This window comes from Winogradskyella sp. ECml5-4 (genome assembly GCF_036903175.1).
GTDB lineage: Bacteria > Bacteroidota > Bacteroidia > Flavobacteriales > Flavobacteriaceae > Winogradskyella > Winogradskyella damuponensis.
The window spans coordinates 1-26,954 of sequence record NZ_JAYJLF010000004.1; the positions used below are offsets into that span (position 1 = coordinate 1).

Genomic DNA, 26,954 nt, shown 5'->3' on the forward strand with positions numbered 1-26,954 from the left:
TATTGTGTTAAACCAGACCCAATTCTGTAAGGTAAAACGGTAAATTTACTAGAGCGTAACATTCCTAATAAATAATTACTTTGTGTCGCTTTTTTTATATGATAGTTATACTTATTGTTTGATTAATCTTTTTGTCTGCGTACCGACTTCAGAATTTAACTTTACGATATAAACACCTTTAGTTAAGTTAGATATATTTAATTTAGATTGGTTTGACGAGATGTTTTGAACTGTGACTTTTTTGCCTAAAATGTCATAAACTTCGGCAATAATGTCTTGGTTTGATAAAATAGTAACCTCATTACCATTTGCAGGATTAGGGAACATTTTAATGCGATCTTGTTCGACTTCTGTAACCGAAAGATTTTCCCATCTGTTTTGAGCTTCAGGGCCTCCCCAAATTACAGTAGCTAAATAAGGGTTGTCTATAAAGGGGTTTCTGTTTCCTTGTGAAAATTCGTTATTTGGATTTCCGTGATAGGTATTTCTTACATCTTCTATACCGCCTTCAACTACAGGATCTTCGGCATTCCATCTTAAAAATAAATCAATCATATCATCAGGTGTCGCTGAGCTACTTCCAAAGCCAACACCTGTTGGTAAACAGCGATCACCGTAACGTATATACATATACATAATAATTCTAGCGCAGTCACCTTTCCATTCATCACCAGGATACCAACCTCCGTTGGTGTTACCAGATTCTCCATTAAGGAATTCACCATTGTTTTTGTCTGTAAATCGTAAGCTTCCGCGTTGACCGTTTCTTTGAACGTCAGTGGGTCTTAACATTTGAGCATCAGAGCCAGGTCCAGAAGTCCCTAAATTTGGGTTTCCTAAAGATTTAGGATACACATGTTCTCTATTCCAATCTCCAACACCACCTCCGTTATTATACTTTCCTCTTGTTCTGTCAGTTGTTATGTCACCATCAGTATCATTATAACCGTAAAGTAAAATGACATTGTTAGGATTGTTAGGATCTACATCCGTAATTCTAGACGCATCCCAAATATCGCTATAGCTTAAATAATAGATGTGATTATCTGTGGTAACGTCGATTAAATCATTTTTTAAGGCTATACCTGTAGCCGAAAAATCAACGCTATTGTAATAAGATTCTAATTCGGTTGGAGGAACTAATTGTGCAAATGCAATTGAAGTTACAAATACTAATAATAGTGTGTGTATATGTTTCATTAATTATAGGTTTTTTAATAGAGACAAGTGAAATCTGTAGAAAGAAGATTTATGTATTTAGTCTTCTGCAAAGGTAAAAATTTTTATAGATTATATGTTTTTTTAACACCTCCATAGAAAGCCTTTCTTTAAGTTTTGATAATGTTTGTTTTAAACAAAAAAAGCAGCTAAAGAAGCTGCTTTTTATATTAAAAGTTTGTGTTTTATTGCTTAACAAGTTTTTTTGTTACTGTAGAGTTCCCTTGCGTGATTTTTACAATATAAATCCCCGTTTTTAAATCTTGAAGATTTAAATGGCTTGTTTTAGATATATTCTTTTTAAAAACGCGTTTTCCAAGAATATCATAGATTTCGATGTCTGTATCTGTATTAGATTTTAAATCTACAGTTAAACTATTTTTAATTGGGTTAGGATGTATCTTAACCTTTGTTGTATTAAATTCATCTGTACTTAATTCTGTGTAACAGGTGTAAGTTAAATCGTCAAATATAACTCTATTGTCAGATGCACTATTATCATCGATTACAATAGAAACACTATTTTCTATATTAATATTAGGAATTGTAATGGTTTGTTCAGTACCACTGTATGCAATTGTACCTACGAATGTTCCGTTTACATTGAGATTAAATGTGCCATCAGAACCACTAAAGGCACGTTTTGTTGTTACAGTAAGCGCACCAATTCCACCAGAGGTTGTCGGTAATGTTAATACACCATCTTTAATAGTAATAGCAGGAGTCATATTAATTTCTTGATCTGTTCTAGCATCTGTAGCGGTCCAGGTTCCACCTTCATCACCTATCCAGCTAACTGTAGAATAAGATCCAATAGAGGTATCTAAATTCTCGAAAGTTTCAGTTAAACAATCTGATCCGCCAATAGTACCATCGTCTGTTGTAGTTTCACAATCTTGATTACTAAATCCAGATTCGTTATTAGCAGCATCTTTAGCTTTAACTGTAAAACAATAATTAGTAGCAGCAATTAAACCCGTTGCTACTGCTGTGGTATTACCAGAGCTAAAGGCAAACGTTCCGTCAATATAGATATCATACGATATAACTCCAATATTATCGCTAGAAGCTGTCCAAGATAAAGTAATACTATTGTCTGTAGGATTAGAGGCTGTTAAATTAGTAGGGTTTGTTGGTGCTTCAGTATCTGGAGTTGGGTTCCATATCATGTCGGCATATTCTGGATGATCTACAAAAGGGTTTGCATTGCCTTGAAAATCATAAGCTGCATTGTTTCTATCACGTTCTCTTTGGTCTACAGGGTCTACATTGTTGTGCCAATCGAGTAAAACCTCAATTGCCCAAGGAAAAAATACTTGGTCTTCGGTTCCGTTAAACATGTCAAAACTTGTATAACCATCAACAGTACTTTCGTAACGTGTAGCAAAATAAAGTAAGGCTCTAGCGATATCTCCTTTAAACTCATCGATAGGTTCAAAAACTATACCTGAATAGCCAGGCATTGCACTTGTACCTCTTTTAGAACCATTTTGAGATGTAAGGTTTGCAGATCCTACATTTCCAAAAGGATAAGAGCCTCTATAGTTATTAACTCTACAATCTGTTGGAATTACGTGATGGATATCACTTTGCATAGGGTAATTACTATTAAAAGAGGATTGTGGTACTAAGTGCTCTCTGTTATAACAATCTCCTTCTGAATTTTGATTACCACCTTCATCAACATTATGTGTAAAATTGTATGGATCTGCACCTGTTGGATTTTCAGAATAGAAATCTAGAACCGTTCCGTCATTTTCATAAATGTTTCCAGAAGATACAGGGACATCAGAGTGTGTGTCTACATAGCCATTAGAACCAGAAACACCAGAACCGTCATAAAGCTGGTCGTATGTTCTAGCTGTGTGACCGTTAGATATAATACTTTTGAGCTGTGTTTTTAATTCGAAACCCGATAAGCCATTAGCACTATCGTAGTAATTAGATGGTATTTGAGCAAAACTAAAGCTTAAAGTAAATAATGCTATAATTATAATATAAATATGTTTCATGCTTAATATTACTTTTTAAAATTGGGGTTATTTCTTTTCTAAAAGTGCCATATAAAACCCATCAAAACCAGATTTGTATGCTAAAACTTTTTTGTCTTTAATAAACGTAAATTCTTTGCCTGCATCTGTTGTTAAAAATGTCTCAACTTGTTTTTGATTTTCTGAAGGTAAAACAGAACAGGTTGCATAGACCATCTTTCCGCCAGGTTTTACCATTTTAGAGTATTGTTCTAAAACGTCTTGTTGTGTTTGTTTGATGTTTTCTATAAACTCAGGTTCTAATTTCCATTTGGCATCTGGATTTCGTCTTAACACACCTAAACCAGAACAAGGAGCATCTATTAATAAGCGATCTGCCTTACCATGTAATTTTTTAATAGGCTTTGTAGAATCGATAACTTTCATTTCAATATTATGAACTCCATTTCTACGTGCTCTAATTTTAAGTTTTTTCAATTTACTTTCGTAAATATCCATAGCAATAAGTTGACCTTTATTTTCCATTAAAGACGCTAAATGCAAAGTTTTTCCGCCAGCACCAGCACAGACATCTACTACCTTCATACCAGGCTTTACGTCTAAATAATCGGCTACTAATTGTGAAGAAGCATCCTGAACTTCAAACCAGCCATTTTTAAAAGCTTCAGTTTTAAATACATTAGCACGTTCAACTAATTTTAAAGCCGAAGGATGCTGAGGTAAAAACTCGGTTTCAATATCTTCTGATTGTAATTTAAGTTGTAAATCTTTTTTAGTTGTTTTTAATGTATTTACTCTAAGAATAACATCTGCTTGTTCATTTTGTTTCGCAATTTCCTTGGTCCACTCAGCTTCACCTAATTCCTTTACTCCTAATTCATCTATCCAATCAGGAATAGATTCTTTATATTTTCTAATTTTAGAAAGCTCATCAAAACGGCCTTTTATTTTTCGAGTTGGAGTATCTGTAAAGTATTTCCAATCTGGTAATTTAATGCCTTTTAATGTTGCCCAAACAGCAAACATTCTCCACAAATCATCTCTGTGGTATGGTGCTTTTACATTTGCTATTTCGGCATAAAGTCTTTGGTAACGTACAATGGTATAAACGGTTTCTGCAACAAAACCTCTATCTCTGCTTCCCCAACGTTTATCGCGTTTTAGTAATTGTTGTATCACTTTATCTGCATATTCACCTTCATTAAAAATAAGGTGTAATCCGTCAATTACGGCAAAGCATAAATTTCTGTGTAGTCTCATAAAAAAAGATTCAATTTTCTTCTCTCAATATGCAGTTTGGTTTGTCTGCAAAAAAGAACAAGCAAAGGTACGTTAAAAGTTTAAAAGTATGAGGCTTTGTTTAAAAGTGTTATTTTTAAAAAAATAATTAGAAAGAGCGCAAGTTTTTGTTAGAAATGGTATCTAAAGATAATTAAGCAATAAAATTTTTTGACAGAAACTGAATTTATAGAGCAATTAAAACAGAAAAGCACAATAGCTTACAGTAGGCTTGTGGACGATTTTCAACAAAAAGTCTTCGCGACCTGTATCTCTTTTGTGCCTAATAAAGAGGATGCAGAAGATATTGCTCAAGACGTTTTTGTAGAGGTCTATAATGCTATTGATAAGTTTAAGGGAGATTCAAAATTATCGACTTGGATTTATAGAATTACAACAAACAAGTGTTTAGAATTTATTAGAAAGAAAAACACCAAAAAACGTTTCGCTTTTTTACAGTCTATAACAGGAAATGCCATTCCAATGGATAAAACAGATTATTTTACTGAAATGAATCATCCTGGAATTTTATTAGAAAACAAAGAGCTAACTGCTACATTGTTTAAAGCAATTAGTCGTTTGCCAGAAAGCCAATCCGTGGTTTTTACACTGCATAAAATAGACGGTAAAAGTTACCAAGAAGTTGCAGAGATTACAAAGCGAAGTTTATCATCGGTTGAATCTGTTATGTTTAGAGCCAAAAAGAATTTAAAAGGATTATTAGAAAATTATTATAAAAATGAACAGTAGCGCAAGTTTTTTTAAACTTTTGCATCTAAATATAAAATATGAAAATTAATGTTGATATGACTAAAAAAGTAAATGACACTTTCGATTCTATTGAAGCGATACAAGAAGTTAAAGTGTCTCCTTTTTTTAAGGAAAATGTGATGCATAAAATTCGTATGGCATCCGAAGATATTCAAGAAACAACCTACTCATGGTTTACACCAAAATTACAGTTAGCGACTTTGGTTTGTGTAGTTGTTTTAAATATGATGGCATTTAATAATTTAAAAGAAACTACTTACGATAAAAATGTGAGCAGTTTTGCAGAGTCTTATGGCTTATCTACAACTATTGAATCTACTTTATTAAAATAATCATGAAGAAGAATAACATATTATATATTTTAGTTGCTTTTCTAATTGTAGTTAATGGATTTTTTCTATTTAATTACATGAGTAAAAGTGATGGTAACACGTTAAATGAACCTAAAGGAAATAGAGATTTTATTGTAAAAGAATTGGGGTTTAATAAAGCGCAGTTAGCAGAGTTCAAGGCCAATAGTAAAGACCATCATAAAACGATGATGCGCTTATCAGACGAAATTAAAGATTTAAAAGATGAACTCTTTAGTAAATTGTCAGATGACTCTATTAATGAAGCAACAATTGATTCTATTTCATCTTTAATTAGCGAAAAAGAAAAAATAAAAGACAAAGAAGTTTTTTATCATTTTAAAATGATACAAGAGTTGTCTAATGATAAACAAAAAGAAAAGTTTAAAACAATAATAATGGATGCTTTACGTAAGGGCGAACAAAGACAGAGACCACCACGTCATGGAGAAGGTAAGGGACACAGACCTCCGCCACGGAATTCGTAATTAAAAAACTACTAAAAAGACCTTCAAGTATTGAGGGTCTTTTTTTTGTTTTATTTCAGAAAAACGGTCGCTCGTTTAAATCAGTACGTAGGTCAATAACAGGCAAACATTTAAGAGGTGAAATCCTAATGTTAGCTTTTAAACAACAAAACGAGTTCGAAGATGAGTAGTGCTTTTCTTTTTTCAAAAAAAGAGAGCATAAAGCACAAGTTTTTTTTTAATACGGCATCTAAACAATTATTGCGTTAATAATTTTAAACTAAACAAATGAAAAAAACAATTACTCAATTAGTATGCTTGTTAGTATCAATAAATGCGTTTTCGCAGGATTTGTATGACATAAACACTATTCAAACTATAGAGATTCAATTTGCTCAAAGCAATTGGGATGCGCTTTTAGATGCCGAAAAAGCAGGTGATAATAATTATACAGAAGCCACTTCTGTAACAATTAATGGAACCGTTTATAATCAGGTTGGTGTAAAATATAAGGGAAATAGCTCTTATAGTGCAAACCAAACAAAGAACCCATTTCATATTGAGCTAGATACTTATGTAGATCAAGACCACCAAGGTTATACAGATATAAAATTGGCAAATGTAATGTTTGATCCTTCTTTTGTAAGGGAAACGGTAGCTTATAATATTGTAAATCAATATATGGATGCACCTCAAGCCAACTATGCAAATGTGTATGTTAATGGGGATTTAATAGGTTTATACACCAATACAGAATCTGTTTCAAAGAAATTTGTGAATAAACATTTCAATTCTAATGACAATGCTTTTTTTAGTTGTAGTCCTCCAGATGGTGCAGGACCTCAGAGTAATAACTTACCAAACTTACAATATTTAGGAACTAATAGCTCAAGTTATGATGATGCTTATGAAATCAAATCAGATGACGACAATGATCCAACAGTTGCTGATGCTCATTGGAATGATTTAATAGAATTAACTCAAATTTTAAATAACGACATCACTAATATAGAATCTGTGTTAGACGTTGATATGGCTATTTGGATGCTAGCATTTGACAATGTTATGGTGAATTTAGACAGTTATATCGGTCAGTTTAAGCAAAATTATTATTTATATAAAGACAATAACGGACAGTTTAAGCCTGTGGTTTGGGATCTAAACATGTCTTTTGGAACTTTTGGTATGACAGGCGAAAGTGGAGGAGGTCCTGGTCCAGGTGGTCCAGGAGGAAATTTAAACTCAACTACACAAAAGGCACAGTTAGATCATTTATTGCACGATACAGATGCTAATTTCCCATTAGTTTCTAAACTGTTGGCAGTACCTAAATATAAGAGAATGTATTTAGCACATTTTAAAACTATTTTAACCGAAAACATTAGTAATTCAAACTACTTAACTTTAGCTAATGATTATCAAGCTATAATCTCTGCAGCAGTAATGGCAGATACAAATAAGTTCTATACCGATGCTCAGTTTACAGGTAATATAAATACAGATTATAGTGTAGATATGAATACAGCTTCTGGACTTACAAATTTAATGAATGCTAGAAGTACATACTTATTGGCACAATCAGATTTTACAAATACACAACCCACTATAGTTAACTTAGGATCTTCGGTAACTACACCTACAATTGGAGATGTAATTACAATTACAGCAGATGTTACAGATACAAATGATGTATTTTTAGGATATAGAACAGATGAAACACTCCCATTTACAAAAGTTGAAATGTTTGACGATGGCGCACATAATGATGGTGCTTCAGGAGATGGTGTTTATGGTACAGATATTACAATAGATGAAGCTTACATGCAATATTACATCTATGCAGAAAATAGTAATATAGGTGCCTTTTCTCCAGCAAGAGCAGAATATGAATTTTATACAGTAGATGCTACTTACCCGACCTTAAATGTAGGTGATTTGGTAATCAACGAAATCGTAGCTTCAAACGATACAGGTGAAACTGATGATGCGGGCGAATATGAAGATTGGATAGAGCTATACAATACCACAAACACGACATTAAGTTTGGATAACCTATATTTATCTGATGATGCAGAGGATCCTTTAGTTTATCAATTTCCATCAGGAACAACTTTAGCAGCTGACAGTTATTTAATTGTTTGGTGCGATAAGGATACCGAACAAGGAGAGTTTCATGCCGATTTTAAATTCTCTTCAGGTGGTGAAACAGCTATATTGTCGTATGCAGATGGCACTGTTTTACAAAATATAACCTTTGGAGAACAAACTACAGATATGGCTTATGCTAGAAATCCAAACGGAACAGGTGATTTTGTGATTCAAGCACCAACATTTGGAATGAATAATGAGTCTCTTTCGGTTGACGAGGTTACATTTAATAATCACTTAAGATATTTTCCAAATCCAACAAAAGATTATATAACTATAGAGAATTCAAATTTTTCAATTGAGTCGGTTGAGGTATATAACCTACAAGGTCAGCAATTGCATAAAAATGAATACACAAACAGAAATTCAATCACTTTAGATTTTACATCCTTTTCCAAGGGACTATATATGGTGGTGGTTAATAAAACATCAATTTTAAAAATCGCAAAAAAATAACAGCTTATAGGATTTGTAATTCATATCTATTTAAATTGTTTTAAAAACAGAAAAGCTCAAGAAATATAATGGTCTTGAGCTTTTGTCTTTAATAAAGCTTACAATTAATAGATGAGTTTATGCTTTAATAATGACGGTTATAAGTTTTGTGTTTTTTTTAACAAGAATGCACACAAGTTAAAAAGGATAAGCACATCTAAACTTATATAACTTAAAATTTAAAAAAATGAAAAGCAACACATTTAAAACAGCAGTACTGGTCTTTGGAATTATGATTATTTCCAATATGTCTTATGGACAATCACAAGGAAGGCAAGAAAGAAAAGCACCACCAACATTTAGTGAATTATTAAAAGAGATGGATAAAAACGAAGATGGTAAACTTTCAAAAGAAGAATTAAAAGGCCCATTAAAAGAAAATTTTTCTAAAGTAGATACAGATGAAGATGGATTTATTACAGAAGAAGAATTTAAAAAAGCACCAAAGCCTAAAAGAAAAGAGAGAAACAAGTAAAGCTAAAAAATAGAAACAAGAATTTGAGTTAGTCCTAAGATTTTTGATTTTGATTGGTAGATAGTGGTTAAAGGCTTCGAGAGAAATTTCGGAGCTTTTTTCAAAAATAGGCCCGATTAGCACAAGTTTTATTAGAATAACGCATCTAAAAATAAAATTTAAATCATAGAAAATGAAATATTTAAATAAAAGCATAGGTATTATGGCTTTATCTGTGTTGTTAATTTGTAATAGTTGTAAAGGAACTAGTGAACATAGTCATGATGGTTTAGGTGAGCACTCACATGCAACTGAAAGCGTAGCTAACGATTATTTTGGAGCTTACAGTTTAGAGGACGAAAATTATGGTACCAAAACAAAAGTAACACTTACAGCAAATCAACGTATTATGGTAACCAATGCATTACCAAATCATAAAACAGGCGCATTTCCAATAAAAGGAAATCCTAATACAATTTCTGCACAAAACAGAACCTATACCTTTCCTATAGCCCCACAATATACAGGAAAAGCAGAATGGGTTAGAGAGCCAGGAGTAGCATTAAATGGAGTAAAGTTTGAACCAGGAACAGCAGAAGTTGTAGAGTGTGAAACAGGTGAGAATTATCGTGTTGAAGCTCTTCAAGATGTTATCGATTTAGGGTTGGATTTTAACCATGCACATGTACAACCAACAGGAGCTTACCATTACCATGGCACGCCAACGTCTGTTATCCAAAATTTTGATACAGGAGAAGATTTAGTTCATATTGGATTTGCACACGATGGCTTTCCAATGTATTACTCTAAAAGTGGTAAATATAAACCAAGTTATAAAGCCCTTGATGGAAATAGAGAAGGAGAAGAATGTACGTATGAAAATCCGCATCAATCTATGGATATTTCTGTTGGAGGTCATCACGACGGTACCTTTACTTCAGATTTTGAATATGTAGAAGGCTCTGGAGATTTGGACGAGTGTAACGGAATTACTATAAACGGACAATACATGTATCTAGTAACTAATGAGTTTCCTTATGTAAGTCGTTGTTTAATGGGAGAAGTTTCTCAATCAGAACGCCAAGGACCACCAAATAGAGATGGTAGAAACCAAGGTCAAAGACCAAGCGCAAAAGCTATTATAGCTGAGATGGATAGTAACAAAGACGGAAAACTATCTAAAAACGAAATAAAAGGACCATTAGTTAATGAATTCTCTACGGTAGATACTAACAACGATGGTTTTATCTCTCTTGAAGAATTAAAAAATGTAAACCAAGAAAAAAGACAACGTCCTTAAGCGGTTAGGAATTAATTTTTAAAACAAAGCGCAAGTTTTTTTAGATAAGCACATCTAAATAATAAACGACCTAAAAAAAAATCATACAAAACCACTAATAAAATTAAAATTATGAAAAATATATTCAAATTATTAGCCTTAATATTAATGCTTTTTGCTGTTACAATTGCTTGTTCTTCAGATGATAGTTCAACATCAACAGACGATGGTGGAGATGATGGAGAGGTAACAGAACTTCATGCAGCCTTTGCCGATTTTAATACAGATAATACAACAATAGCATTAAGTGGAAATAACGTAGTTATTCAAACTAATGGCTTGCCAGATCATACCTCTCCGTATTGGTCTAATACAACATCTAGAACAATAACAGGTCCTGAAGGTAATACTATGACTACGGTATCAAGTTCTAATCATCCGCTTTGGGTAGAGCCTACAATAACCTCTTATGATCAAATGGCACCAGGAAATATTGATGATTTTAATGGGGCGTATACATTAACAGTTTCAGCAAGTCCTACTTTGGCCAGTAGCTCTACTGCAACAGGATTAGGCGCTATTGGTATTTCAGTTTCAGGAGCTGTAATCTATAATGATGAAGAAGGACCAAATATTCCTCTAGATAATGCCGTAGGATCTTTAGATTATACTGCAGCGCACACTGGGCCACAAAGCTACCATTATCATTTAGAACCCAAAGCATGGTCAAATAACGATGATGATTTAATAGGAATTATAGCAGATGGGTTTTTCTTATATGGAAGAAAATGTAACTCAACAGGAACATATCCTACAGATTTAGATGCTTCAGGCGGACATACAAGCACAACACAGCATACAACAACTGCCGAGTATCATTATCATATTCAAAACGAATTATACTTAAACCAATACTATATTTTATTCCCAGGTGACTATCAAGGAACTCCAAGTAATATTCAATAAAAGCTGTATAATTTTCAGTTTAATATTCTTTTTTAATTGTCAAAATGAAGGCCATAAAAATGAAGTACTAGCTATGGCTCAAGTTGATGAGATAAAGGAACGAAGTGTTGCTAAGTCGCAATTAATATTGAATCAAAATGTTGGGCTTGTTTATTATAAAGGCAAGCCTTTTACAGGGACTTCAGTTGTAAATTATCTTAATGGTAATAAAGCTGAAATCATTAATTACACTAACGGAATAAGAGAAGGAGTTTATAAAAAATGGTTTGAAGATGGTTTATTGAGTTTTGAAGCCTATTATGTAAACGGAAAGTTAGATGGTGTCTCAAAATCATGGTGGTTTAATGGTAACCTTAGATCAGAGTCACATTATATAGATGGAGTAGCAAACGGTATTCAAAAACAGTGGTATGTTACGGGTGAAAAGTTTAAACAAATGACCATTGTTAATGGTAAGGAAGAAGGCATGCAAAAAGCATGGAGACGTAACGGAAAAATCTATAATAATTACGAGGCCAAAAATGGACGCATTTTCGGATTAAAACGTGCCAATTTGTGTTTCCAACTAGAAGAAGAAATTGTTCAAGATGAAAAAATATAGTATTTTATTTTTAGTATGTATACTGCTGAGTTGTAAGGAGGAAACTAAAGTAAAAACAAGTAGAGTCGCTACACTTCCTTATTATAGTGAAGCCAGTTTTACACCACATTGGCTGTATAAAGGAGATGAAGAATTAAAAAACTTTCATAAAATACCAAGCTTTAGTTTAGTAAACCAAGACGGGAAAAAAGTCACTGAGAAAACTTTTGAAGACAAAATTTATATCACAGATTTTTTCTTTACAACTTGTCCTGGTATTTGTCCAAAAATGACAGCAAATATGTCGGTTTTACAAGACGAATTTATTAATGATGATGAGGTTTTACTATTGTCGCATTCTGTAACACCAGAAACAGATTCTATCCAAGTTTTAAAAGATTATGCAGAGGCTAAAGATGTTGTAAGTGCCAAATGGCATTTAGTTACAGGCGAACGGAAAACTATTTATGACTTAGGTCGTAAATCTTATTTTGTTGAAGAAAATTTAGGTGAAGAAAAAACAGAGGATGACTTTTTGCATACTGAAAATTTTGTGCTAATAGATAAAGATAAACACATACGTGGAATTTATAATGGTTTAAATAAAACAGCTGTTCAACAATTAATAACAGATGTAAAAACCTTAAAAAACGAAAAATAAAAAGACCTTGATTTGATTGATTAAGATTGATTTGTTGAAAGGCTTTACGATTATATCGTAGAGCTTTTCTATTTTTAGGGAAAATTATTGAATATGAGATTTATATTGCTATTACTTTGCTTCGTTTTTTGTAATTCTTGTAAAGATGAATATATAAGACCGGAAGTTTTTTCTAAGGTCATTTTAGAACCAATAGTAGAAGATTCTACATTAAGTGTTAGAGCTATTGATTTTAATAATGAATACTTGTTATATGGAAGTTCCGATCATTTAGGAAAACATGCATTAAGTTCTGAGTTTAAGATTAACCTTAATGAGCTAAATGTAAATACCGGAAAAAATCACTTTAAGTATATACTTAATTATAATGAAAAGCCACTTCATTTTAGAGCAATTGAAGAAGTGAATGGAAACCTTTTTGCTGTCTCGATAGCTAATCCTGGACGATTGTATAAACTATCTAGAAAAGCGAAAAATCCTAAATTGATATATGAGGAAGAAGATGAAAAAGCCTTCTACGATGCCATGGACTTCTGGAACGATGATGAAGGTATTGCCATTGGTGATCCAACAGACGATTGTATGAGCATCATCATCACAAGAGATGGCGGAAATACATGGACAAAGCTATCTTGTGAGGATTTACCGAAGACTAAAGAAGGAGAAGCAGCTTTTGCTGCAAGTGATACCAATATTTCTATTGTAGGAGATCACACTTGGGTTGCTACAGGTGGCAAAGCAAGCAGAATATTATACTCACCAAACAAAGGGAGAACTTGGGAGGTATTTGAAACTCCTATTATTCAAGGTACAGCAACTACAGGAATATATTCTTTAGACTTTTACGATGAACAAAATGGATTCGCTATAGGTGGAGATTACACCAAGCCAAACGATACTTTAAACAATAAGATAAGAACTAGTGATGGAGGAAAAACATGGCAAGTTGTGGCTAATGGAAGAGGTCCTGGTTATAGGAGTTGTGTGCAATACATTCCAAACTCAGATGGAAAGGAACTCGTCGCTATTGGTTTTAAAGGTATTGATTATAGTAATGATGCTGGAGAATCTTGGACACATTTAAGTGATGAAGGCTTTTATACCATTCGGTTTTTAAATGATTCTGTGGCTTATGCAGCAGGAAAGGGAAGAATAAGCAAACTTAATTTTAGAGAATAAAAAAAGGAAACTGTTTAAGTTTCCTTTTTGTCTTTTTTATTAGCGATTACCTTTTTCATTGCTATGGCGTTTTTTATATTCTTCAAACATTTTATGTTTAAAGGATCGCTCTGCCTGATACAATTTTATTATTTTTTTAGCAGGAAGAATTTCTAGCAATTCATTTAACATTTTAGAGTGTATGGCTACCTTTTGTTTTTCCATTTTTTCCATATCTAATAATAGGGATTTGGCTTCAGTTTCAGAAAGGTCTTCAAGCCTTTTTTCTTTTCGCCTTTCCATAGATTGCTCTCTAAGTTTGTCTTCTGCATCTTCATTAGCATTATATATTGGCCAAAATTTCTGTGCCTCAGTTTTAGTTAAGTCTAATTGCTCTGTAATATGAGCAATTTTTAGGGCTTTAATTTTTTCTCTATCTAGTTTTTGCGCAAATAAGCTGGCAGAAACAAATAATGTAAGAATGATTGTGTGTATTGTTTTCATAAACTTTTTTATTCAAAAATTAGGTCTTCTGGTTCTATGTTTTCGAAATATTGATTTAGTGTTTCTTCTGAAATGTTTATATCTATAAAATCGGTTTCTGAAATATCGCTAGTTTTAAACAAAGAGGCAAAATCATCATTGGTATATTCTTCATAATACAAATAATTTTCAATGAGTGCAGTGTCTATGTTTTCAAAAGAAATACGATCCTTATTAAATACTAAGCTAAAAAGTAATACAAAACTAGCAGCAATACCTGCAATGTAATAAAATGTATTTCTAGATTTTAATGTAATTACTGGTTTTTTAGTTGTTGTTTTAAGCTCTTCTAAAATTTTAGTTTCAACCGAATTAAAATAATCATTTGGAACAGTAAAGCCAGGAGTTTTAGAACCACTAATTATTTCTTTTTCATTTAGACGTTCAAAAATTTGATTGTCTAAAGATTCAAAATAGTGATCTGGCGTTTTAAATCCCGAATCTTTAATGTTATGGATGCGTTCTTCTTTCATGTTTGCTGAACTTACTTCAGTATCTGTTTTCTTGAAACTGACGTTATATTCTGTATTCTATGTAATAAGACTTCAAATTTCTAAAATGGTTTAATCTGAAGTTAAAAATGCTTCAATCTTTTTAGCTGCTATATGATACGATGCTTTTAATGCTCCTTCACTAGTATCTAATATTTCAGCCATATCTTTATATTTTAAATCGTCAAAATACCTCATGTTAAATACCAACTGTTGCTTTTCAGGCAGCGTAGCTATAGCTTTTTGTAATTTTAGTTGAATGTCATCTCCTTCAAAATAAACATCTGCTGTCAAATTGTTAATGGCCTTTTGTTGATGCTCTTCGTTTGTAATCTGTAGTCGCTTAGCATTTTTATTAATGAGTGTAATAGATTCATTAGTTGCAATTCTGTACATCCAAGAAAACAACATGCTGTCTCCCTTAAATTTATCAATACTACGATAGATTTTTATAAAAGTATTCTGCAGTGCATCATCAGCATCATTATGATTAATCACAATTTTTCTAATATGCCAATATAAACGTTCTTTATAAAGCTGCAATAACTCCCTAAAAGCAGCCTCTTTAGACTCTGGGTTTTGTAAACGTTTTATGAATTCTAATTCGTTAATCAAATGATTTACTTTAAATATTAGACGCGTTAAATTACTAAAAGTTTAATTGTAAATTAATAGTGAAAATTTAAGGAGTTTGCTTTTGTTGATTATCAGTTTGTTATGTTTAATATTTTCGATAAAAAGCATAAAAACACGATAAAATACACTTTTTTCTTGTGTAGTATATTTATTTAGTATATGTTTGTCTTAGCTTAACCTATTTACCGTTATCAGTTCCCCAAATCTGGTAACAAAAGAAAAAGGATGCATTTAATTATGCATCCTTTTTTATGTATTAAAACGAAAGTTTTGTTTTACTCAAAGCTTTGCATATCAACAAGTTTTCTGTAAACACCATTTTTCGCAATCAGTTCTGCATGAGTGCCTTGTTCTGCGATCTCACCTTTTTGCATTACCACAATTTGATCTGCATTTTGGATTGTAGATAAGCGGTGTGCAATAACAATAGAGGTTCTGTTTTTCATCATGTTTTCTAAAGCATCTTGAACTAAGCGTTCGCTTTCTGTATCTAAAGCTGAGGTGGCTTCATCTAAAATCATAATTGGTGGATTTTTTAGTACAGCTCTTGCAATACTTAAACGTTGTTTTTGTCCACCAGACAATTTGTTTCCTGAATCTCCAATATTAGTTTCTATGCCTTTAGGTAAGTCTTTAACAAACTCCCAAGCATTAGCAATTTTTAAAGCGTCTATTATTTCTTCATCTGTAGCATTTTCTTTGCCTAAAAGAATATTGTTTTTAATACTGTCATTAAATAAGATGGAATCTTGAGTTACTAATCCCATTAAATTTCTTAACGAGTGTTTTGTAATATCTTTTATATTGTCATCGTCTATTTGAATGCTGCCTTCATTTACATCGTAAAAGCGTGTCACTAAATTGGCAATAGTACTTTTCCCGCTTCCAGATTGCCCAACTAAGGCAACGCTTTTTCCTTTAGGGACTTGTAGCGTAAAGTTTTTGAGGACTAAATCGTCTTCGTATTTAAAAGAGATATTATTTAAATGTAGTGCTGAATTAAAATTGGTTTTAACTTTAGCATTGGGCTTATCTTCAAGTACAGAAGGCGTTTCAATAATTTCTAAAACACGGTCGGCAGCTGCATTACCTGCTTTTACTTTATAACTGGCCTTACTAATAGCTTTGGCAGGAGTTAAAATTTGGTATGCTAAGGCCATATAAGTTATAAAGGCACCACCAGAAAGGCTATTCTCTATTAATACCATGCTGCCACCATACCATAGTAGTGCAGCTATTGTGGCAATACCTAAAAACTCACTTGCAGGCGATGCTAAATTTTGACGATTCAGTAATTTGTTCGAAAAATTATAAAAACGAGTTGTAGAGTCCTGAAACTTTTTATTAAAGTGTGCTTCTGAGTTAAAGCCTTTTATCACTTTTAGACCACTTAAGGTTTCTTCTAAGGTTGATAGAAATACGCCTTGTTCGGTTTGTACGCGACTAGACTTTTTCTTCAAACTTTTTCCTATTCTTGAAATAATTAATCCAGCTATGGGAATAAAAATAAATACAAAAATGGTTAGTTTTACTGAAATTGTAAACATGGTCACAATTGCAAAAACAATGGTAAGAGGTTCTTTTACTATAAGTTCTAATACGGCAAGTAGTGAATTTTTTACTTCATTAACATCACCAGAAATTCGGGCTATAATATCTCCTTTTTTCTTTTCAGAATAATAAGAAATAGGTAAGGTTAGTACTTTATTGTAAATGGAATCTCTCAAGTCTTTTAAAACTCCATTTCTAAGAAAAGTAATAAAAAATAAAGCGAGATAATTAAAAATATTTTTAAGTAAAAACAAACTAATGATTAGCATAATCATATACAGTAAGGTGCGTTGCGGACCTTCACTATCGTTAGTTGTAGTTACAAAATAATTTAAATAATCTTCGGCATAAGGTTTAATCTCTCTAATGCCATTATAGACAGGCTTTACGTTTAACCTTTCGGTTTCACCAAATAAAACATTAATCATTGGCATTAAAGCCACCATGGCTAATGTGCTAAAAAGCGCATAGAGCACATTGAAGAAAATGTTGAGGTAACCAAATTTTTTATACGGAATTATAAACCGTGATAATTTTTTTATATAGTCCATTAATTACAAATTCATATCCTTGAGGATAGCATCAATTCTATCTTCCAATAACCGCTCCGTTGAAGCAAAGTCTGCCGTATTGTCAAGATCGGCATTTACGCTGATATAGAATTTTATTTTTGGTTCTGTTCCACTTGGTCTTAGTGCTATTTTACTACCATTTTCGGTATAGTAAATTAAAACATTAGATTTTGGAATGTCTATAGTCGTTTCTTCTTGTGTTTGAAGGTTTTTAGAAATGGATAATTGATAGTCTTCAATTAAGACCACTTTTTCTCCATTGATTTCTTTTAAAGGATTTTCTCTAGCATCAATCATCATTTGTTTAATTTCTTGTGCGCCTTCAATACCTTTTTTAGTTAAGGCAACTAACCGTTCTTTAAAGAAACCGTGTTCTTTATATAAATCAATTAATTCTTGATACATTGTTTTTCCATTGGCTTTAGCTTGTGCAGCTATTTCGCAAGCCAAAAGAGTAGAGGTTACAGCATCTTTATCTCTAACGAAATCGCCAACCATAAACCCAAAACTTTCTTCTCCACCTCCAATAAAATCGAGTTCAGGAAAATCTTTAATCATTTTAGCAATCCATTTAAAGCCTGTAAGTCCAATTTTACATTCTACATTATATGCATTTGCTAAAACAGACATCATAGGTGTAGATACAATTGTAGAGGCAATAAATTGATTTTCATTAATTTTTCCTTCTTTTTTCCATTGTTTTAATAGAAAATTAGTCATTAAAACCATCGTTTGGTTTCCATTAAGAATCACCAATTCATTTTCTAAGTTTCTAACGACAACACCTAAACGGTCACAATCCGGATCTGTACCAATAACGATATCTCCATCTACTTTTTTAGCTAATTCCATAGCCATTTTTAAGGCTTCTGGTTCTTCAGGGTTAGGAGAAACAACTGTAGGGAAATCTCCATTTGGTATACGTTGTTCTTCAACAATGTTTACATTAGTATATCCAGCACGTTTGAGCGTCTCAGGTATTGCTGTGATAGACGTTCCGTGTAAAGATGTAAATACAATATTTAAATCTTCTTTAGCTTCAGAAGGTGTATTAAAACTACCATTACTCACTGAGGCATCAAAAAAAACGTTATCAATGTCTTTTCCTATAAATTGAATTAATTCAGAGTTGGATTCAAACTTAATTTCAGAATAATCTAATCGGTTTATTTCTTTAATTACTGCAGCATCTTGAGGTGGCACTAATTGACCTCCATCTTGCCAATACACTTTGTAACCATTATATTCTGGTGGATTGTGTGATGCTGTTAATACAATTCCACAATGACAGTTTAAATGCTTTAAGGCGAATGATAACTCTGGTGTTGGTCTTAAGTCTTCAAATAAAAAGACTTTAATTCCATTTGCAGAAAAGACATCTGCGACCAACTTGCCAAAAGTGTTGCTATTATGTCTACAATCGTAAGCAATAGCGACTCTTAGTTCTTCATTAGGAAAGGACTCTTTTAAGTAATTACTTAGCCCTTGTGTATTTTTTCCTAAAGTATATTTGTTTATTCTGTTGGTGCCAAGTCCCATAATACCTCGCATACCACCAGTTCCAAATTCTAAATCTTTATAAAAACTCTCTTCTAAATCTTTTGGGTTAGAAGCAATCATGTGTTTGATTTGTTTTTGCGATTCTTCATCAAAAGCTGGAGTTAACCAACTGTTTACACGTTCTAAAATTTCTGGCTTAATATGTATCATTTATAAATAAGTAAAATGGATTCAATAACAAAAATAAACAATTCGTAATTTGAAATGGACTTACAAGACTATAAATTATAATCGCTAGGATAGATTCAAATTTTCTTTAATAAAATAACGTTGCTGTTGGCGATTAGATCGTAAAGTAAGTTCGCCTAAAAAGCCAGCAATGAAGAATTGTACTCCAATTAACATGGTAGATAAAGCAATATAAAATTGGGGCCTGTCTGTAATTAATCTACCTGTAGGATTAAAGAATAGTTTGTCTAATCCCAAATAAAGAGAAAAGCCAAAACCAATAATAGACATTATGACTCCTAATGCTCCAAAGAGGTGCATTGGTCGTTTTCCAAATCTAGAGATAAACCAAATGGTTATTAAATCAAGGAAACCATTGATAAAACGATTCATCCCAAATTTTGTATGCCCATATTTACGGGCTTGGTGCTGTACTACTTTTTCTCCTATCGCAGTAAAACCAGCATTTTTGGCTAAAACAGGGATGTAGCGGTGCATTTCGCCATAAACATCAATGTGCTTAACAACTTGATTTGAATAAGCCTTTAAACCGCAATTAAAATCATTTAAGATCACACCAGATGTTCGTCTCGCTGCCCAATTAAAAAGTTTTGAGGGTAAGTTTTTAGATAAGTAAGAATCGTATCGTTTCTTTTTCCAGCCAGAGACCAAATCAAAATGGTCTTCTGTAATCATTTTGTAAAGTTCGGGGATTTCTTCTGGATTGTCTTGCAAATCCGCATCCATCGTAATAACAACATCTCCTTCAGCTTTTGCAAAACCAGCATGTAAAGCTTGAGACTTTCCAAAGTTTTTTAGAAACCTTATCCCTTTAACGCTAGGATTTATTTCTGCAAGTTCTGAAATAATATGCCAAGACCTATCAGTACTGCCATCGTCTATAAATAGAATTTCATAAGAAAACTGATTGGATAGCATCACTGATACTATCCAATCGTGTAATTCTTTTAAAGATTCTTCTTCGTTAAGTAGTGGTATAACTACTGATATATTCATATTGATGTTGTCTAATTTCTAGACTTCAAAAATAGAGAAAATTTTTAAGCTGCATTAGGATCATTTTTTTTAACTACAGCAGCTACAATTAAACCTATAATACTAAAGCCAACAAGTTGGTATGCTATAGATTTTAACGAATTGCTTATAGAGAAAAAGCTTCCTTGTGCTTCCATTTGTTTAATTGCTTCGTCAATAGCTTCTTGAGGTGCACCAAAATTTTGCATCATAGATAATTGAGATTCTACGATTTTGTCTTGTAATAAGGTAGCGGCATCAGGATCAATAAAATTAAAGATAACTAAACCAATAAGAGCAGGTATAACTATACCAATGGCAATAGTTATAAAAAAGGCAGTAAAAGCTTCTTTAAAACTTATAAATCCTCCAGAAAGTGTTCTCGCTTTAACAGAGGATACAATACCAAAAATAATAACAAGTAACATTTGGCCAATTCCAAACCACCATTGGGTAAATAAGTCTAGATATACAGCGTATCCTATTATAGTTAGTGAGGATAGAACTAAAGCTAAATAAAGCCCGTATGACGTTGCTGAAGATTTTAAAGATTTTTCCATTTTTAGTTGATTTTTTAGTTAATTATCTAGTTAGTACTCAAAGTTACGGAAATGTTACATAAATTTGTGAAATAAAAAGTACTAAAAAGATTGTACATTTATAAAAAATACTTAAATTTGCACCTCGAAAAATCGAATACATTTAAAGCATTTAGTGATGAAAGCAGGAATACATCCAGAAAATTATAGAGTAGTAGCGTTTAAAGATATGTCTAACGAAGATGTATTTTTAACTAAATCTACAGCAGATACAAGTGAAACTATTGAAGTTGACGGTGTTGAATATCCATTAGTTAAGTTGGAGATTTCTAGAACATCTCATCCATACTATACCGGTAAATCTAAATTAGTAGATACAGCTGGTCGTATTGATAAATTCAAAAACAAATACGCTAAGTTTAAAAAATAAACTCAAGCTATTAGATATTTTTAAAAAGCCCTTCTTTAACAGAAAGGCTTTTTTGTTTTATACAATTAAGTTATTTTTGAAGGGTTAATCGAGGTTTTTAGTTGAAGCTAAAAACTTTAAATTTTAAACTCAGAATGAACTATATACTTTTTGATGGCCCATACCGCAACAACTTGTTGCCATTTACATTTACAAGACCTGTTGCAGATATTAGAGTCGGTATTTTAACGATTCGTCAAAAATGGGAGTCGTATTTAGAATATACTACCACTACTGTAACTGAAGACTATTTGGCAGATAAGTTTCCAATGGTAGAAATGGAAGACAACATTATGATTAATGCGTCTTTTTTACCTAATATGGAAGTGGTTGAAGTTGTAAAAAACTTAAATCATAATCAGGCTTTATTTAAAGCAGAAGATGTCATTGCCTTTTTTGCTAAAGAAGGAGAGGAAGTGAATGATTTTTCAAATTTTGAAGCGATAGAATTTGAAGGTGATATTCTGAAAATTGAGCATACTTGGGATATTTTTTCTAAGAATGGTGAAGCCTTAGTTGAGGATTTTAACTTAATAACAAAGGACCGACAATCAGAACCAATTCCTGCGACAATCAATACCATAAATCCTGAAAATATTTTTATTGAAAAAGGAGCAACTTTAAATTTTGCAACTTTAAATGCCAGTTCTGGTCCAATTTACATTGGTAGAAATGCCGAAATTATGGAGGGTTCTATTGTTAGAGGGCCTTTGGCTCTTTGTAATAATGCGACATTAAAAATGGCTAGTAAAATTTATGGACCAACCACTATTGGGCCACATAGCAAAGTAGGTGGAGAGGTTAGTAATTCTGTTATTTTTGGTTTTTCTAATAAAGGGCACGATGGCTTTTTAGGTAATTCAGTATTAGGAGAATGGTGTAACCTTGGTGCAGATACCAATAACAGTAACTTAAAAAATAACTATGCAGAAGTAAGGCTTTGGGATTACCAAACCGAAGGTTTTGCTAAAACAGGATTGCAATTCTGCGGATTAATGATGGGAGATCACAGTAAATGTGGTATTAACACCATGTTTAATACTGGTACAGTTGTTGGTGTAAGTGCTAATATCTTTGGAAGTGGATTTCCTAGAAATTTTGTGCCAAGCTTTTCTTGGGGCGGAAGTAAAGGCTTTGTAACCTATAAAACTAATAAAGCATTTGAAGTTGCAGAAGTAGTTATGGCAAGACGAAAAGAAGAGTTTACAGACCAAGATAAAGCGATTTTAGAGCATATTTTTGAAGAAACAAAACAATATAGAAGAGAATAGCATGATACTAAAACCCCAATTTACCCTACTTTTTTTATTTATTTTAAGCCTTGGATTTTCTCAAGAGGTCGAAGTCAAAAGACTAAAAATAAACAACAAACTCGATCATTTTGCAGCAAGAGTTGTAAAAGATAAAGTGTTTTTTAGTTCTAATTTAGTGACTAGAAGTGGTAGAGCAATATTAGATAAATATGCGCAAAATTTATATGCCATTTATGAGGCTCCATTGCGAGAAGACGGAGAGATAAAGGATGCTAAGCTTGTAAAGAAGAAGGATGTAGGTATGTCTAATATGTCTGTTTCAACTTATTCTAAAGATGGTAAGTATATGTATTATACAGCAAATCACACCGAAAAAGGAGAAAATAAGTTAAAGGATATGAATACGTTTAACCTTTTAATACAAAGAGCAGAGTATGTGGAAGGCAAAGGTTGGACAAACATAACCACCTTACCATTTTGTGATCCAGATTATAATTTTGCGCATCCTGCTTTAAGTCCAGATGGGTCTACATTATATTTTATTGCAGATATTAAAGGGACAAAAGGCAAATCAGATTTATACAAAGTTTCCGTTTCTGATCATAAAACTTATGGAGAAGTGACAAAATTAGGAGAACATATTAATTCGCCACGTACTGAGACCTTTCCTTTTGTTAGTGCAGATAATAAGTTGTACTTCTCTTCGGATAGACGTGGAGGAAAAGGTGGTATAGATATTTATGAATACGATTTAAATGCTACTAACATCATTAAAGAACCGGTATCTTTAGATGAACCTATTAATAGTCGTGGTGATGATTTTTCATTTTTCTTAAATGATGATTTAACCTCAGGATTTATATCATCTAGACGCTCTAGAGGTGAAGGTGGTGATGACCTTTATTATTTTACTGGATTTTAGTTTTTCTTACCGATTTTAATTCCAATAAATTTGTAGCGTTAATTCCTAAACCATTTACGTTTTGTCTTGTAAACCTAACTACTTCGTCATAAAAGAGTGGTACAATAGGAGCAGAGTTCATAATAAGCGAATCCATTTTAGTATAAAGTTTTGCTCGTAAATCAGGATTAGTTTCTAAATAAGCAGCTTCATACATTTGGTCGAATTTTGAATTTTTAAAATGAGTATAATTGGGGCCGTTTGGTGCAAAATTCTTACTGTAATATAACGATAAATAATTTTCAGCATCAGGATAATCGGCTATCCAACTCGCTCTAAAAAAATCGACTTGCCCATTAGCTTTAGCATCTTTTAAGCTAGAAGGTGGTATAACATCCACATTAACTAATAAGCCCGTTTTCTGTAATTCGCGTTGAATAAATTCACAAAAACTTAAATAATTGCTTGTGGTGGTGAGGGTGATTTCTGGGTTTTTAATTCCAGTTTCAGTCTTGAATTCTGAAACGAGTTGTTTGGCTAATTCAGGTTGATATTTAAAACCAATAGAAGCATCAAAACCAGGTAAACCTTTTGGTATAAAACCGCCATTTGCAGGAATTCCAATGCCATTTCTTAAATACGTCATCATTTTGTTTCTGTCAAAACCTACATTAATTGCTTTTCTCAGTTTTAATGCCTGAATTTCATTGACTTCAGATGCCATAAAAAAGGCTAAATATTCGGTGTTAAGATATGGTCCTCTTATCATTTTTACGTCATCAGCATAGGTTGCCCTTAATTTTCCTTCGGCGGTTAAAATTTCATCTTTATAAGAACCATCTAAACCAGAAACAAAGTCAATATTACCTTGTGCAAACTGTAGAAACTCACTTTGCTTATCTGGCAAAAAAGTAATAGCAATAGCTTCAAGATACGGCAGCTGTTGCTCATGAGCATCGGTTTCAAAATAATGCTCATTTCGTCTAAATACTAACTTTAAGTTTTCTTCCCAGCGTTTAAATTTAAAAGGACCAGTTCCTATGGGATGTGCTCTAAAATCATTACCATAATGTTCTACGATCTCTTTAGGAACAACAGAACAGTATTTCATGGTTAACAAACCTAAAAATGCAGGAAAAGGTTGTTTTAATTTAATTTGAAATGTTGAATCGTTAATAGCAGAAAAGTCTTCTACTTTATTTAAAACCCAACTACCTGGAGAAGCAATGGTTTTATCTTTTAATCTATTGAAACTATATTCAAAGTCAGAAGCATTTACAATTCTAGTAGAATCCTGACTGTTTGAAGAAGTCGCAAATAATTCATGTTTATGAAACTTTACATCGTTTCTAAGTGTAAAAGTGTAGGTTTTGGCACTATCTGTAATGGTCCAATTTTTAGCAATGGAAGGTTTAACGTTAAGCTGGTCATCCATTTGTACTAAACCATTAAACAATTGATGTGTTGCCCAAATGTCTGCTAAATCTTTAGAAAAAGCAGGGTCTAAAGAGCCAATATTTTTGTGTTCGTTGTATCTAAATACCAAATGGTCTAATTGAGAGCTTTCTTTAGAGCTGCACGATAAAATTATGAAAAACAATGATCCATAACGTAATCTATTGAATAAGGATAGTCTGAGTTTTAGCATATAACTTATATGTTGTAAATTTGCCAACTTGGTAAAAGTACAAGAATGAATCCAACAAAAAAAGTCGCATTTTATACACTAGGTTGTAAACTGAATTTTTCTGAAACGTCTACCATAGCTAGAGGTTTTACAGACGAAGGATTTGATCGAGTAGATTTTAAGGAATCGGCTGATATTTATGTAATTAATACCTGTTCTGTAACTGAAAATGCAGATAAACGTTTTAAGTCTATTGTAAAACAAGCTCAAAAGAATAATCCTGAAGCATTTGTAGCGGCGATAGGTTGCTATGCACAATTAAAACCTGAAGAATTAGCAGACGTTAATGGTGTAGACTTGGTATTGGGAGCGACAGAGAAATTCAAAATTACAGATTACTTAAATGATCTTACAAAAAATGACTTAGGTGAAGTGCATTCTTGTGAAATTGAAGATGCTGATTTCTATGTTGGTAGTTATTCTATAGGTGACAGAACTAGAGCTTTTTTAAAAGTACAAGACGGTTGTGATTATAAATGTACTTATTGTACAATTCCTCTAGCGAGAGGGATTTCAAGAAGTGATACAATGGCAAATGTTTTGAAGAATGCCAAAGAAATTTCAGAACAAGGCATTAAGGAGATTGTATTAACAGGTGTAAATATTGGAGACTACGGAAAAGGAGAGTTTGGGAATAAAAAACACGAACACACTTTTTTAGATTTGGTTACAGAACTTGATAAAGTTGAAGGTATTGAGCGATTGAGAATCTCATCTATTGAACCTAATTTATTAAAAAACGAATCCATAGATTTAGTTTCTAAATCTAGAGCTTTTGTACCACATTTTCATATTCCATTGCAAAGTGGAAGTAATGACATCTTAAAAAAGATGAAACGTCGCTACATGAAAGAATTATATGTAGACAGAGTTTCAAAAATAAATGAAGTTATGCCACATGCTTGTATTGGTGTGGATGTGATTGTTGGTTTTCCTGGTGAAACAGATGAACTGTTTCTAGAGACTTATAATTTTTTAAACGCATTAGATATATCGTATTTACACGTATTTCAATATTCTGAACGTGATAATACAGAAGCTGCTAAAATGCCAAATGTGGTGTCTAAAGCTAAAAGAGTTAAACGCAGTAAAATGTTACGAGGCTTATCTGCCAAAAAACGTCGCGCGTTTTACGAAAAACAAATAAATACAGAACGAACTGTTTTATTTGAAAGTGAAAATAAAGAAGGTTACATTCATGGTTTTACAGAAAACTATGTAAAGGTTAAAACACCATGGAATCCAGAATTAGTAAATACATTGCATAAAGTAGAACTTACTAAAATTGATGAAGACGGTTTGGTGCGTTTTAAATTTCTCGAAAAATAAAAACGTAATACACTGATAAAAAAAATCCGAAACTTTTAAAGTTTCGGATTTTTTTAATGTTTTTTTCTAGAATTATATTCGAATTCCAACTGGTAGCATGCGTTTATATTTCCTGTTTCGCCTTACAAATTTTGCGATTTCAGGACTTGTAGGTACTACACTAATGTTACGTTCCTTAATATTAGAGAATACCATATCAATAAAGTCCAGTTCAAACTCATCTGTTCTAATCGTGTCAGGAATAATCATTTTGGTTAAGAATATCTTTCGTTCTTGTAAAGAATATTCAATAATAGCCATTTCGTTTTCAACCTTTAATTCAAATTGACGTAGAAAATCATTGTCAATCAATTCAGCAGTTTCTGTCATAATTTTATTGTATTAAATTCAGCGGTTGGTAGCGT

26 protein-coding genes are annotated in these 26,954 nt (G+C 32.4%); 14 read left to right on the forward strand and 12 right to left on the reverse strand.

Annotated features, from left to right (window positions below):
• Positions 1-111: 111 nt before the first annotated feature.
• From VDP25_RS04375 to VDP25_RS04385, 3 genes are all read right to left on the reverse strand, one after another.
• Positions 112-1,200, reverse strand: coding sequence for an endonuclease (locus VDP25_RS04375; protein WP_334467282.1), 1,089 nt, complete (start codon positions 1,198-1,200; stop codon positions 112-114).
• A 203-nt stretch (positions 1,201-1,403) separates the two neighbouring features.
• Positions 1,404-3,230 carry an endonuclease gene (locus VDP25_RS04380; protein ID WP_334467284.1) on the reverse strand — a complete coding sequence of 609 codons (1,827 nt, stop codon included), beginning with the start codon at positions 3,228-3,230 and terminating at the stop codon, positions 1,404-1,406.
• A 27-nt stretch (positions 3,231-3,257) separates the two neighbouring features.
• Complete coding sequence (locus VDP25_RS04385; protein WP_334467285.1) at positions 3,258-4,469, reverse strand: RsmB/NOP family class I SAM-dependent RNA methyltransferase; 1,212 nt, start codon at positions 4,467-4,469, stop codon at positions 3,258-3,260.
• A gap of 189 nt (positions 4,470-4,658) precedes the next feature.
• Between VDP25_RS04385 and VDP25_RS04390 the strand changes: the two genes are divergently transcribed.
• The 10 genes from VDP25_RS04390 to VDP25_RS04435 all read left to right on the forward strand — a co-directional run bounded on the left by VDP25_RS04390 (position 4,659) and on the right by VDP25_RS04435 (position 13,837).
• Entirely contained in the window at positions 4,659-5,237 is a 579-nt protein-coding gene (locus tag VDP25_RS04390) for an RNA polymerase sigma factor (protein WP_334467287.1), read from the forward strand.
• 38 nt (positions 5,238-5,275) lie between these two features.
• Positions 5,276-5,590: a hypothetical protein gene (locus VDP25_RS04395; protein WP_334467288.1), complete on the forward strand. Its 315-nt coding sequence runs from the start codon at positions 5,276-5,278 to the stop codon at positions 5,588-5,590.
• A 2-nt stretch (positions 5,591-5,592) separates the two neighbouring features.
• Entirely contained in the window at positions 5,593-6,096 is a 504-nt protein-coding gene (locus VDP25_RS04400) for a hypothetical protein (RefSeq protein ID WP_334467289.1), read from the forward strand.
• A gap of 267 nt (positions 6,097-6,363) precedes the next feature.
• Complete coding sequence (locus tag VDP25_RS04405; RefSeq protein WP_334467290.1) at positions 6,364-8,679, forward strand: CotH kinase family protein; 2,316 nt, start codon at positions 6,364-6,366, stop codon at positions 8,677-8,679.
• A gap of 226 nt (positions 8,680-8,905) precedes the next feature.
• The gene (locus VDP25_RS04410; protein WP_215925330.1) at positions 8,906-9,193 is read left to right on the forward strand and encodes an EF-hand domain-containing protein; all 288 of its coding nucleotides are present in this window, start codon (positions 8,906-8,908) and stop codon (positions 9,191-9,193) included.
• A gap of 172 nt (positions 9,194-9,365) precedes the next feature.
• Complete coding sequence (locus tag VDP25_RS04415; protein WP_334467295.1) at positions 9,366-10,472, forward strand: YHYH protein; 1,107 nt, start codon at positions 9,366-9,368, stop codon at positions 10,470-10,472.
• A 111-nt stretch (positions 10,473-10,583) separates the two neighbouring features.
• A complete protein-coding gene (locus tag VDP25_RS04420) occupies positions 10,584-11,417 on the forward strand; it encodes a YHYH protein (RefSeq protein WP_334467296.1) in 834 nt (277 codons plus the stop codon).
• Positions 11,418-11,490: 73 nt separating this feature from the next.
• Positions 11,491-12,018 carry a toxin-antitoxin system YwqK family antitoxin gene (locus VDP25_RS04425; RefSeq protein WP_334467298.1) on the forward strand — a complete coding sequence of 176 codons (528 nt, stop codon included), beginning with the start codon at positions 11,491-11,493 and terminating at the stop codon, positions 12,016-12,018.
• Complete coding sequence (locus VDP25_RS04430; protein ID WP_334467300.1) at positions 12,005-12,658, forward strand: SCO family protein; 654 nt, start codon at positions 12,005-12,007, stop codon at positions 12,656-12,658. Before VDP25_RS04425 ends, VDP25_RS04430 begins: the two co-directional genes overlap by 14 nt.
• A 93-nt stretch (positions 12,659-12,751) precedes the next feature.
• Positions 12,752-13,837, forward strand: a complete 1,086-nt coding sequence (locus tag VDP25_RS04435; RefSeq protein WP_334467302.1) for a WD40/YVTN/BNR-like repeat-containing protein — start codon at positions 12,752-12,754, stop codon at positions 13,835-13,837.
• Positions 13,838-13,876: 39 nt separating this feature from the next.
• Here VDP25_RS04435 and VDP25_RS04440 read toward each other — a convergent pair whose 3' ends face one another.
• The 7 genes from VDP25_RS04440 to VDP25_RS04470 form a co-directional block, all read right to left on the reverse strand.
• Positions 13,877-14,320 (reverse strand): hypothetical protein, encoded by a 444-nt coding sequence (locus VDP25_RS04440; RefSeq protein WP_334467303.1) that lies wholly within the window; start codon positions 14,318-14,320, stop codon positions 13,877-13,879.
• Positions 14,321-14,328: 8 nt separating this feature from the next.
• A complete protein-coding gene (locus VDP25_RS04445; RefSeq protein ID WP_334467305.1) occupies positions 14,329-14,832 on the reverse strand; it encodes a hypothetical protein in 504 nt (167 codons plus the stop codon).
• 90 nt (positions 14,833-14,922) lie between these two features.
• On the reverse strand, positions 14,923-15,465 hold the full coding sequence (locus tag VDP25_RS04450) for an RNA polymerase sigma factor (protein ID WP_215925322.1): 543 nt from the start codon (positions 15,463-15,465) through the stop codon (positions 14,923-14,925).
• A 296-nt stretch (positions 15,466-15,761) separates the two neighbouring features.
• On the reverse strand, positions 15,762-17,588 hold the full coding sequence (locus tag VDP25_RS04455) for an ABC transporter ATP-binding protein (RefSeq protein WP_334467308.1): 1,827 nt from the start codon (positions 17,586-17,588) through the stop codon (positions 15,762-15,764).
• Between the two features lie 3 nt (positions 17,589-17,591).
• Entirely contained in the window at positions 17,592-19,319 is a 1,728-nt protein-coding gene (locus VDP25_RS04460) for a phospho-sugar mutase (RefSeq protein ID WP_334467310.1), read from the reverse strand.
• Between the two features lie 84 nt (positions 19,320-19,403).
• Complete coding sequence (locus VDP25_RS04465; RefSeq protein ID WP_334467312.1) at positions 19,404-20,354, reverse strand: glycosyltransferase family 2 protein; 951 nt, start codon at positions 20,352-20,354, stop codon at positions 19,404-19,406.
• Between the two features lie 44 nt (positions 20,355-20,398).
• A complete protein-coding gene (locus tag VDP25_RS04470; RefSeq protein ID WP_215925318.1) occupies positions 20,399-20,932 on the reverse strand; it encodes a DUF4199 domain-containing protein in 534 nt (177 codons plus the stop codon).
• A gap of 157 nt (positions 20,933-21,089) precedes the next feature.
• On the opposite strand from VDP25_RS04470, the gene VDP25_RS04475 reads away from it, so the two are divergent.
• The 3 genes from VDP25_RS04475 to VDP25_RS04485 all read left to right on the forward strand — a co-directional run bounded on the left by VDP25_RS04475 (position 21,090) and on the right by VDP25_RS04485 (position 23,555).
• Positions 21,090-21,341 (forward strand): type B 50S ribosomal protein L31, encoded by a 252-nt coding sequence (locus VDP25_RS04475; protein WP_215925317.1) that lies wholly within the window; start codon positions 21,090-21,092, stop codon positions 21,339-21,341.
• 134 nt (positions 21,342-21,475) lie between these two features.
• Positions 21,476-22,651, forward strand: coding sequence for a GlmU family protein (locus VDP25_RS04480; RefSeq protein ID WP_334467317.1), 1,176 nt, complete (start codon positions 21,476-21,478; stop codon positions 22,649-22,651).
• A 1-nt stretch (position 22,652) separates the two neighbouring features.
• The gene (locus tag VDP25_RS04485; protein ID WP_334467319.1) at positions 22,653-23,555 is read left to right on the forward strand and encodes a TolB family protein; all 903 of its coding nucleotides are present in this window, start codon (positions 22,653-22,655) and stop codon (positions 23,553-23,555) included.
• Here the strand turns inward: VDP25_RS04485 and VDP25_RS04490 are convergent.
• Complete coding sequence (locus VDP25_RS04490; RefSeq protein WP_334467321.1) at positions 23,542-25,182, reverse strand: ABC transporter substrate-binding protein; 1,641 nt, start codon at positions 25,180-25,182, stop codon at positions 23,542-23,544. The two genes, VDP25_RS04485 and VDP25_RS04490, sit on opposite strands and share 14 nt — an antisense overlap.
• A 45-nt stretch (positions 25,183-25,227) precedes the next feature.
• Between VDP25_RS04490 and mtaB the strand changes: the two genes are divergently transcribed.
• Positions 25,228-26,550 carry a tRNA (N(6)-L-threonylcarbamoyladenosine(37)-C(2))-methylthiotransferase MtaB gene (gene mtaB, locus VDP25_RS04495; RefSeq protein WP_334467323.1) on the forward strand — a complete coding sequence of 441 codons (1,323 nt, stop codon included), beginning with the start codon at positions 25,228-25,230 and terminating at the stop codon, positions 26,548-26,550.
• A 72-nt stretch (positions 26,551-26,622) separates the two neighbouring features.
• Here mtaB and VDP25_RS04500 read toward each other — a convergent pair whose 3' ends face one another.
• Positions 26,623-26,919 (reverse strand): N-acetyltransferase, encoded by a 297-nt coding sequence (locus VDP25_RS04500; protein ID WP_215925312.1) that lies wholly within the window; start codon positions 26,917-26,919, stop codon positions 26,623-26,625.
• Between the last annotated feature and the right edge of the window lie 35 nt (positions 26,920-26,954).

Excerpts from the sequence above, each read along its gene's own strand:
- VDP25_RS04375 (WP_334467282.1), bottom strand. The coding sequence starts at position 1,200 with ATGAAACATATACACACACTATTATTAGTATTTGTAACTTCAATTGCA.
- VDP25_RS04380 (WP_334467284.1), bottom strand. The coding sequence starts at position 3,230 with ATGAAACATATTTATATTATAATTATAGCATTATTTACTTTAAGCTTT.
- VDP25_RS04385 (WP_334467285.1), bottom strand. The coding sequence starts at position 4,469 with ATGAGACTACACAGAAATTTATGCTTTGCCGTAATTGACGGATTACAC.
- VDP25_RS04395 (WP_334467288.1), top strand. The coding sequence starts at position 5,276 with ATGAAAATTAATGTTGATATGACTAAAAAAGTAAATGACACTTTCGAT.
- VDP25_RS04400 (WP_334467289.1), top strand. The coding sequence starts at position 5,593 with ATGAAGAAGAATAACATATTATATATTTTAGTTGCTTTTCTAATTGTA.
- VDP25_RS04405 (WP_334467290.1), top strand. The coding sequence starts at position 6,364 with ATGAAAAAAACAATTACTCAATTAGTATGCTTGTTAGTATCAATAAAT.
- VDP25_RS04410 (WP_215925330.1), top strand. The coding sequence starts at position 8,906 with ATGAAAAGCAACACATTTAAAACAGCAGTACTGGTCTTTGGAATTATG.
- VDP25_RS04415 (WP_334467295.1), top strand. The coding sequence starts at position 9,366 with ATGAAATATTTAAATAAAAGCATAGGTATTATGGCTTTATCTGTGTTG.
- VDP25_RS04420 (WP_334467296.1), top strand. The coding sequence starts at position 10,584 with ATGAAAAATATATTCAAATTATTAGCCTTAATATTAATGCTTTTTGCT.
- VDP25_RS04425 (WP_334467298.1), top strand. The coding sequence starts at position 11,491 with ATGGCTCAAGTTGATGAGATAAAGGAACGAAGTGTTGCTAAGTCGCAA.
- VDP25_RS04430 (WP_334467300.1), top strand. The coding sequence starts at position 12,005 with ATGAAAAAATATAGTATTTTATTTTTAGTATGTATACTGCTGAGTTGT.
- VDP25_RS04435 (WP_334467302.1), top strand. The coding sequence starts at position 12,752 with ATGAGATTTATATTGCTATTACTTTGCTTCGTTTTTTGTAATTCTTGT.
- VDP25_RS04440 (WP_334467303.1), bottom strand. The coding sequence starts at position 14,320 with ATGAAAACAATACACACAATCATTCTTACATTATTTGTTTCTGCCAGC.
- VDP25_RS04445 (WP_334467305.1), bottom strand. The coding sequence starts at position 14,832 with ATGAAAGAAGAACGCATCCATAACATTAAAGATTCGGGATTTAAAACG.
- VDP25_RS04455 (WP_334467308.1), bottom strand. The coding sequence starts at position 17,588 with ATGGACTATATAAAAAAATTATCACGGTTTATAATTCCGTATAAAAAA.
- VDP25_RS04460 (WP_334467310.1), bottom strand. The coding sequence starts at position 19,319 with ATGATACATATTAAGCCAGAAATTTTAGAACGTGTAAACAGTTGGTTA.
- VDP25_RS04465 (WP_334467312.1), bottom strand. The coding sequence starts at position 20,354 with ATGAATATATCAGTAGTTATACCACTACTTAACGAAGAAGAATCTTTA.
- VDP25_RS04470 (WP_215925318.1), bottom strand. The coding sequence starts at position 20,932 with ATGGAAAAATCTTTAAAATCTTCAGCAACGTCATACGGGCTTTATTTA.
- VDP25_RS04475 (WP_215925317.1), top strand. The coding sequence starts at position 21,090 with ATGAAAGCAGGAATACATCCAGAAAATTATAGAGTAGTAGCGTTTAAA.
- VDP25_RS04480 (WP_334467317.1), top strand. The coding sequence starts at position 21,476 with ATGAACTATATACTTTTTGATGGCCCATACCGCAACAACTTGTTGCCA.
- VDP25_RS04485 (WP_334467319.1), top strand. The coding sequence starts at position 22,653 with ATGATACTAAAACCCCAATTTACCCTACTTTTTTTATTTATTTTAAGC.
- VDP25_RS04490 (WP_334467321.1), bottom strand. The coding sequence starts at position 25,182 with ATGCTAAAACTCAGACTATCCTTATTCAATAGATTACGTTATGGATCA.
- mtaB (WP_334467323.1), top strand. The coding sequence starts at position 25,228 with ATGAATCCAACAAAAAAAGTCGCATTTTATACACTAGGTTGTAAACTG.
- VDP25_RS04500 (WP_215925312.1), bottom strand. The coding sequence starts at position 26,919 with ATGACAGAAACTGCTGAATTGATTGACAATGATTTTCTACGTCAATTT.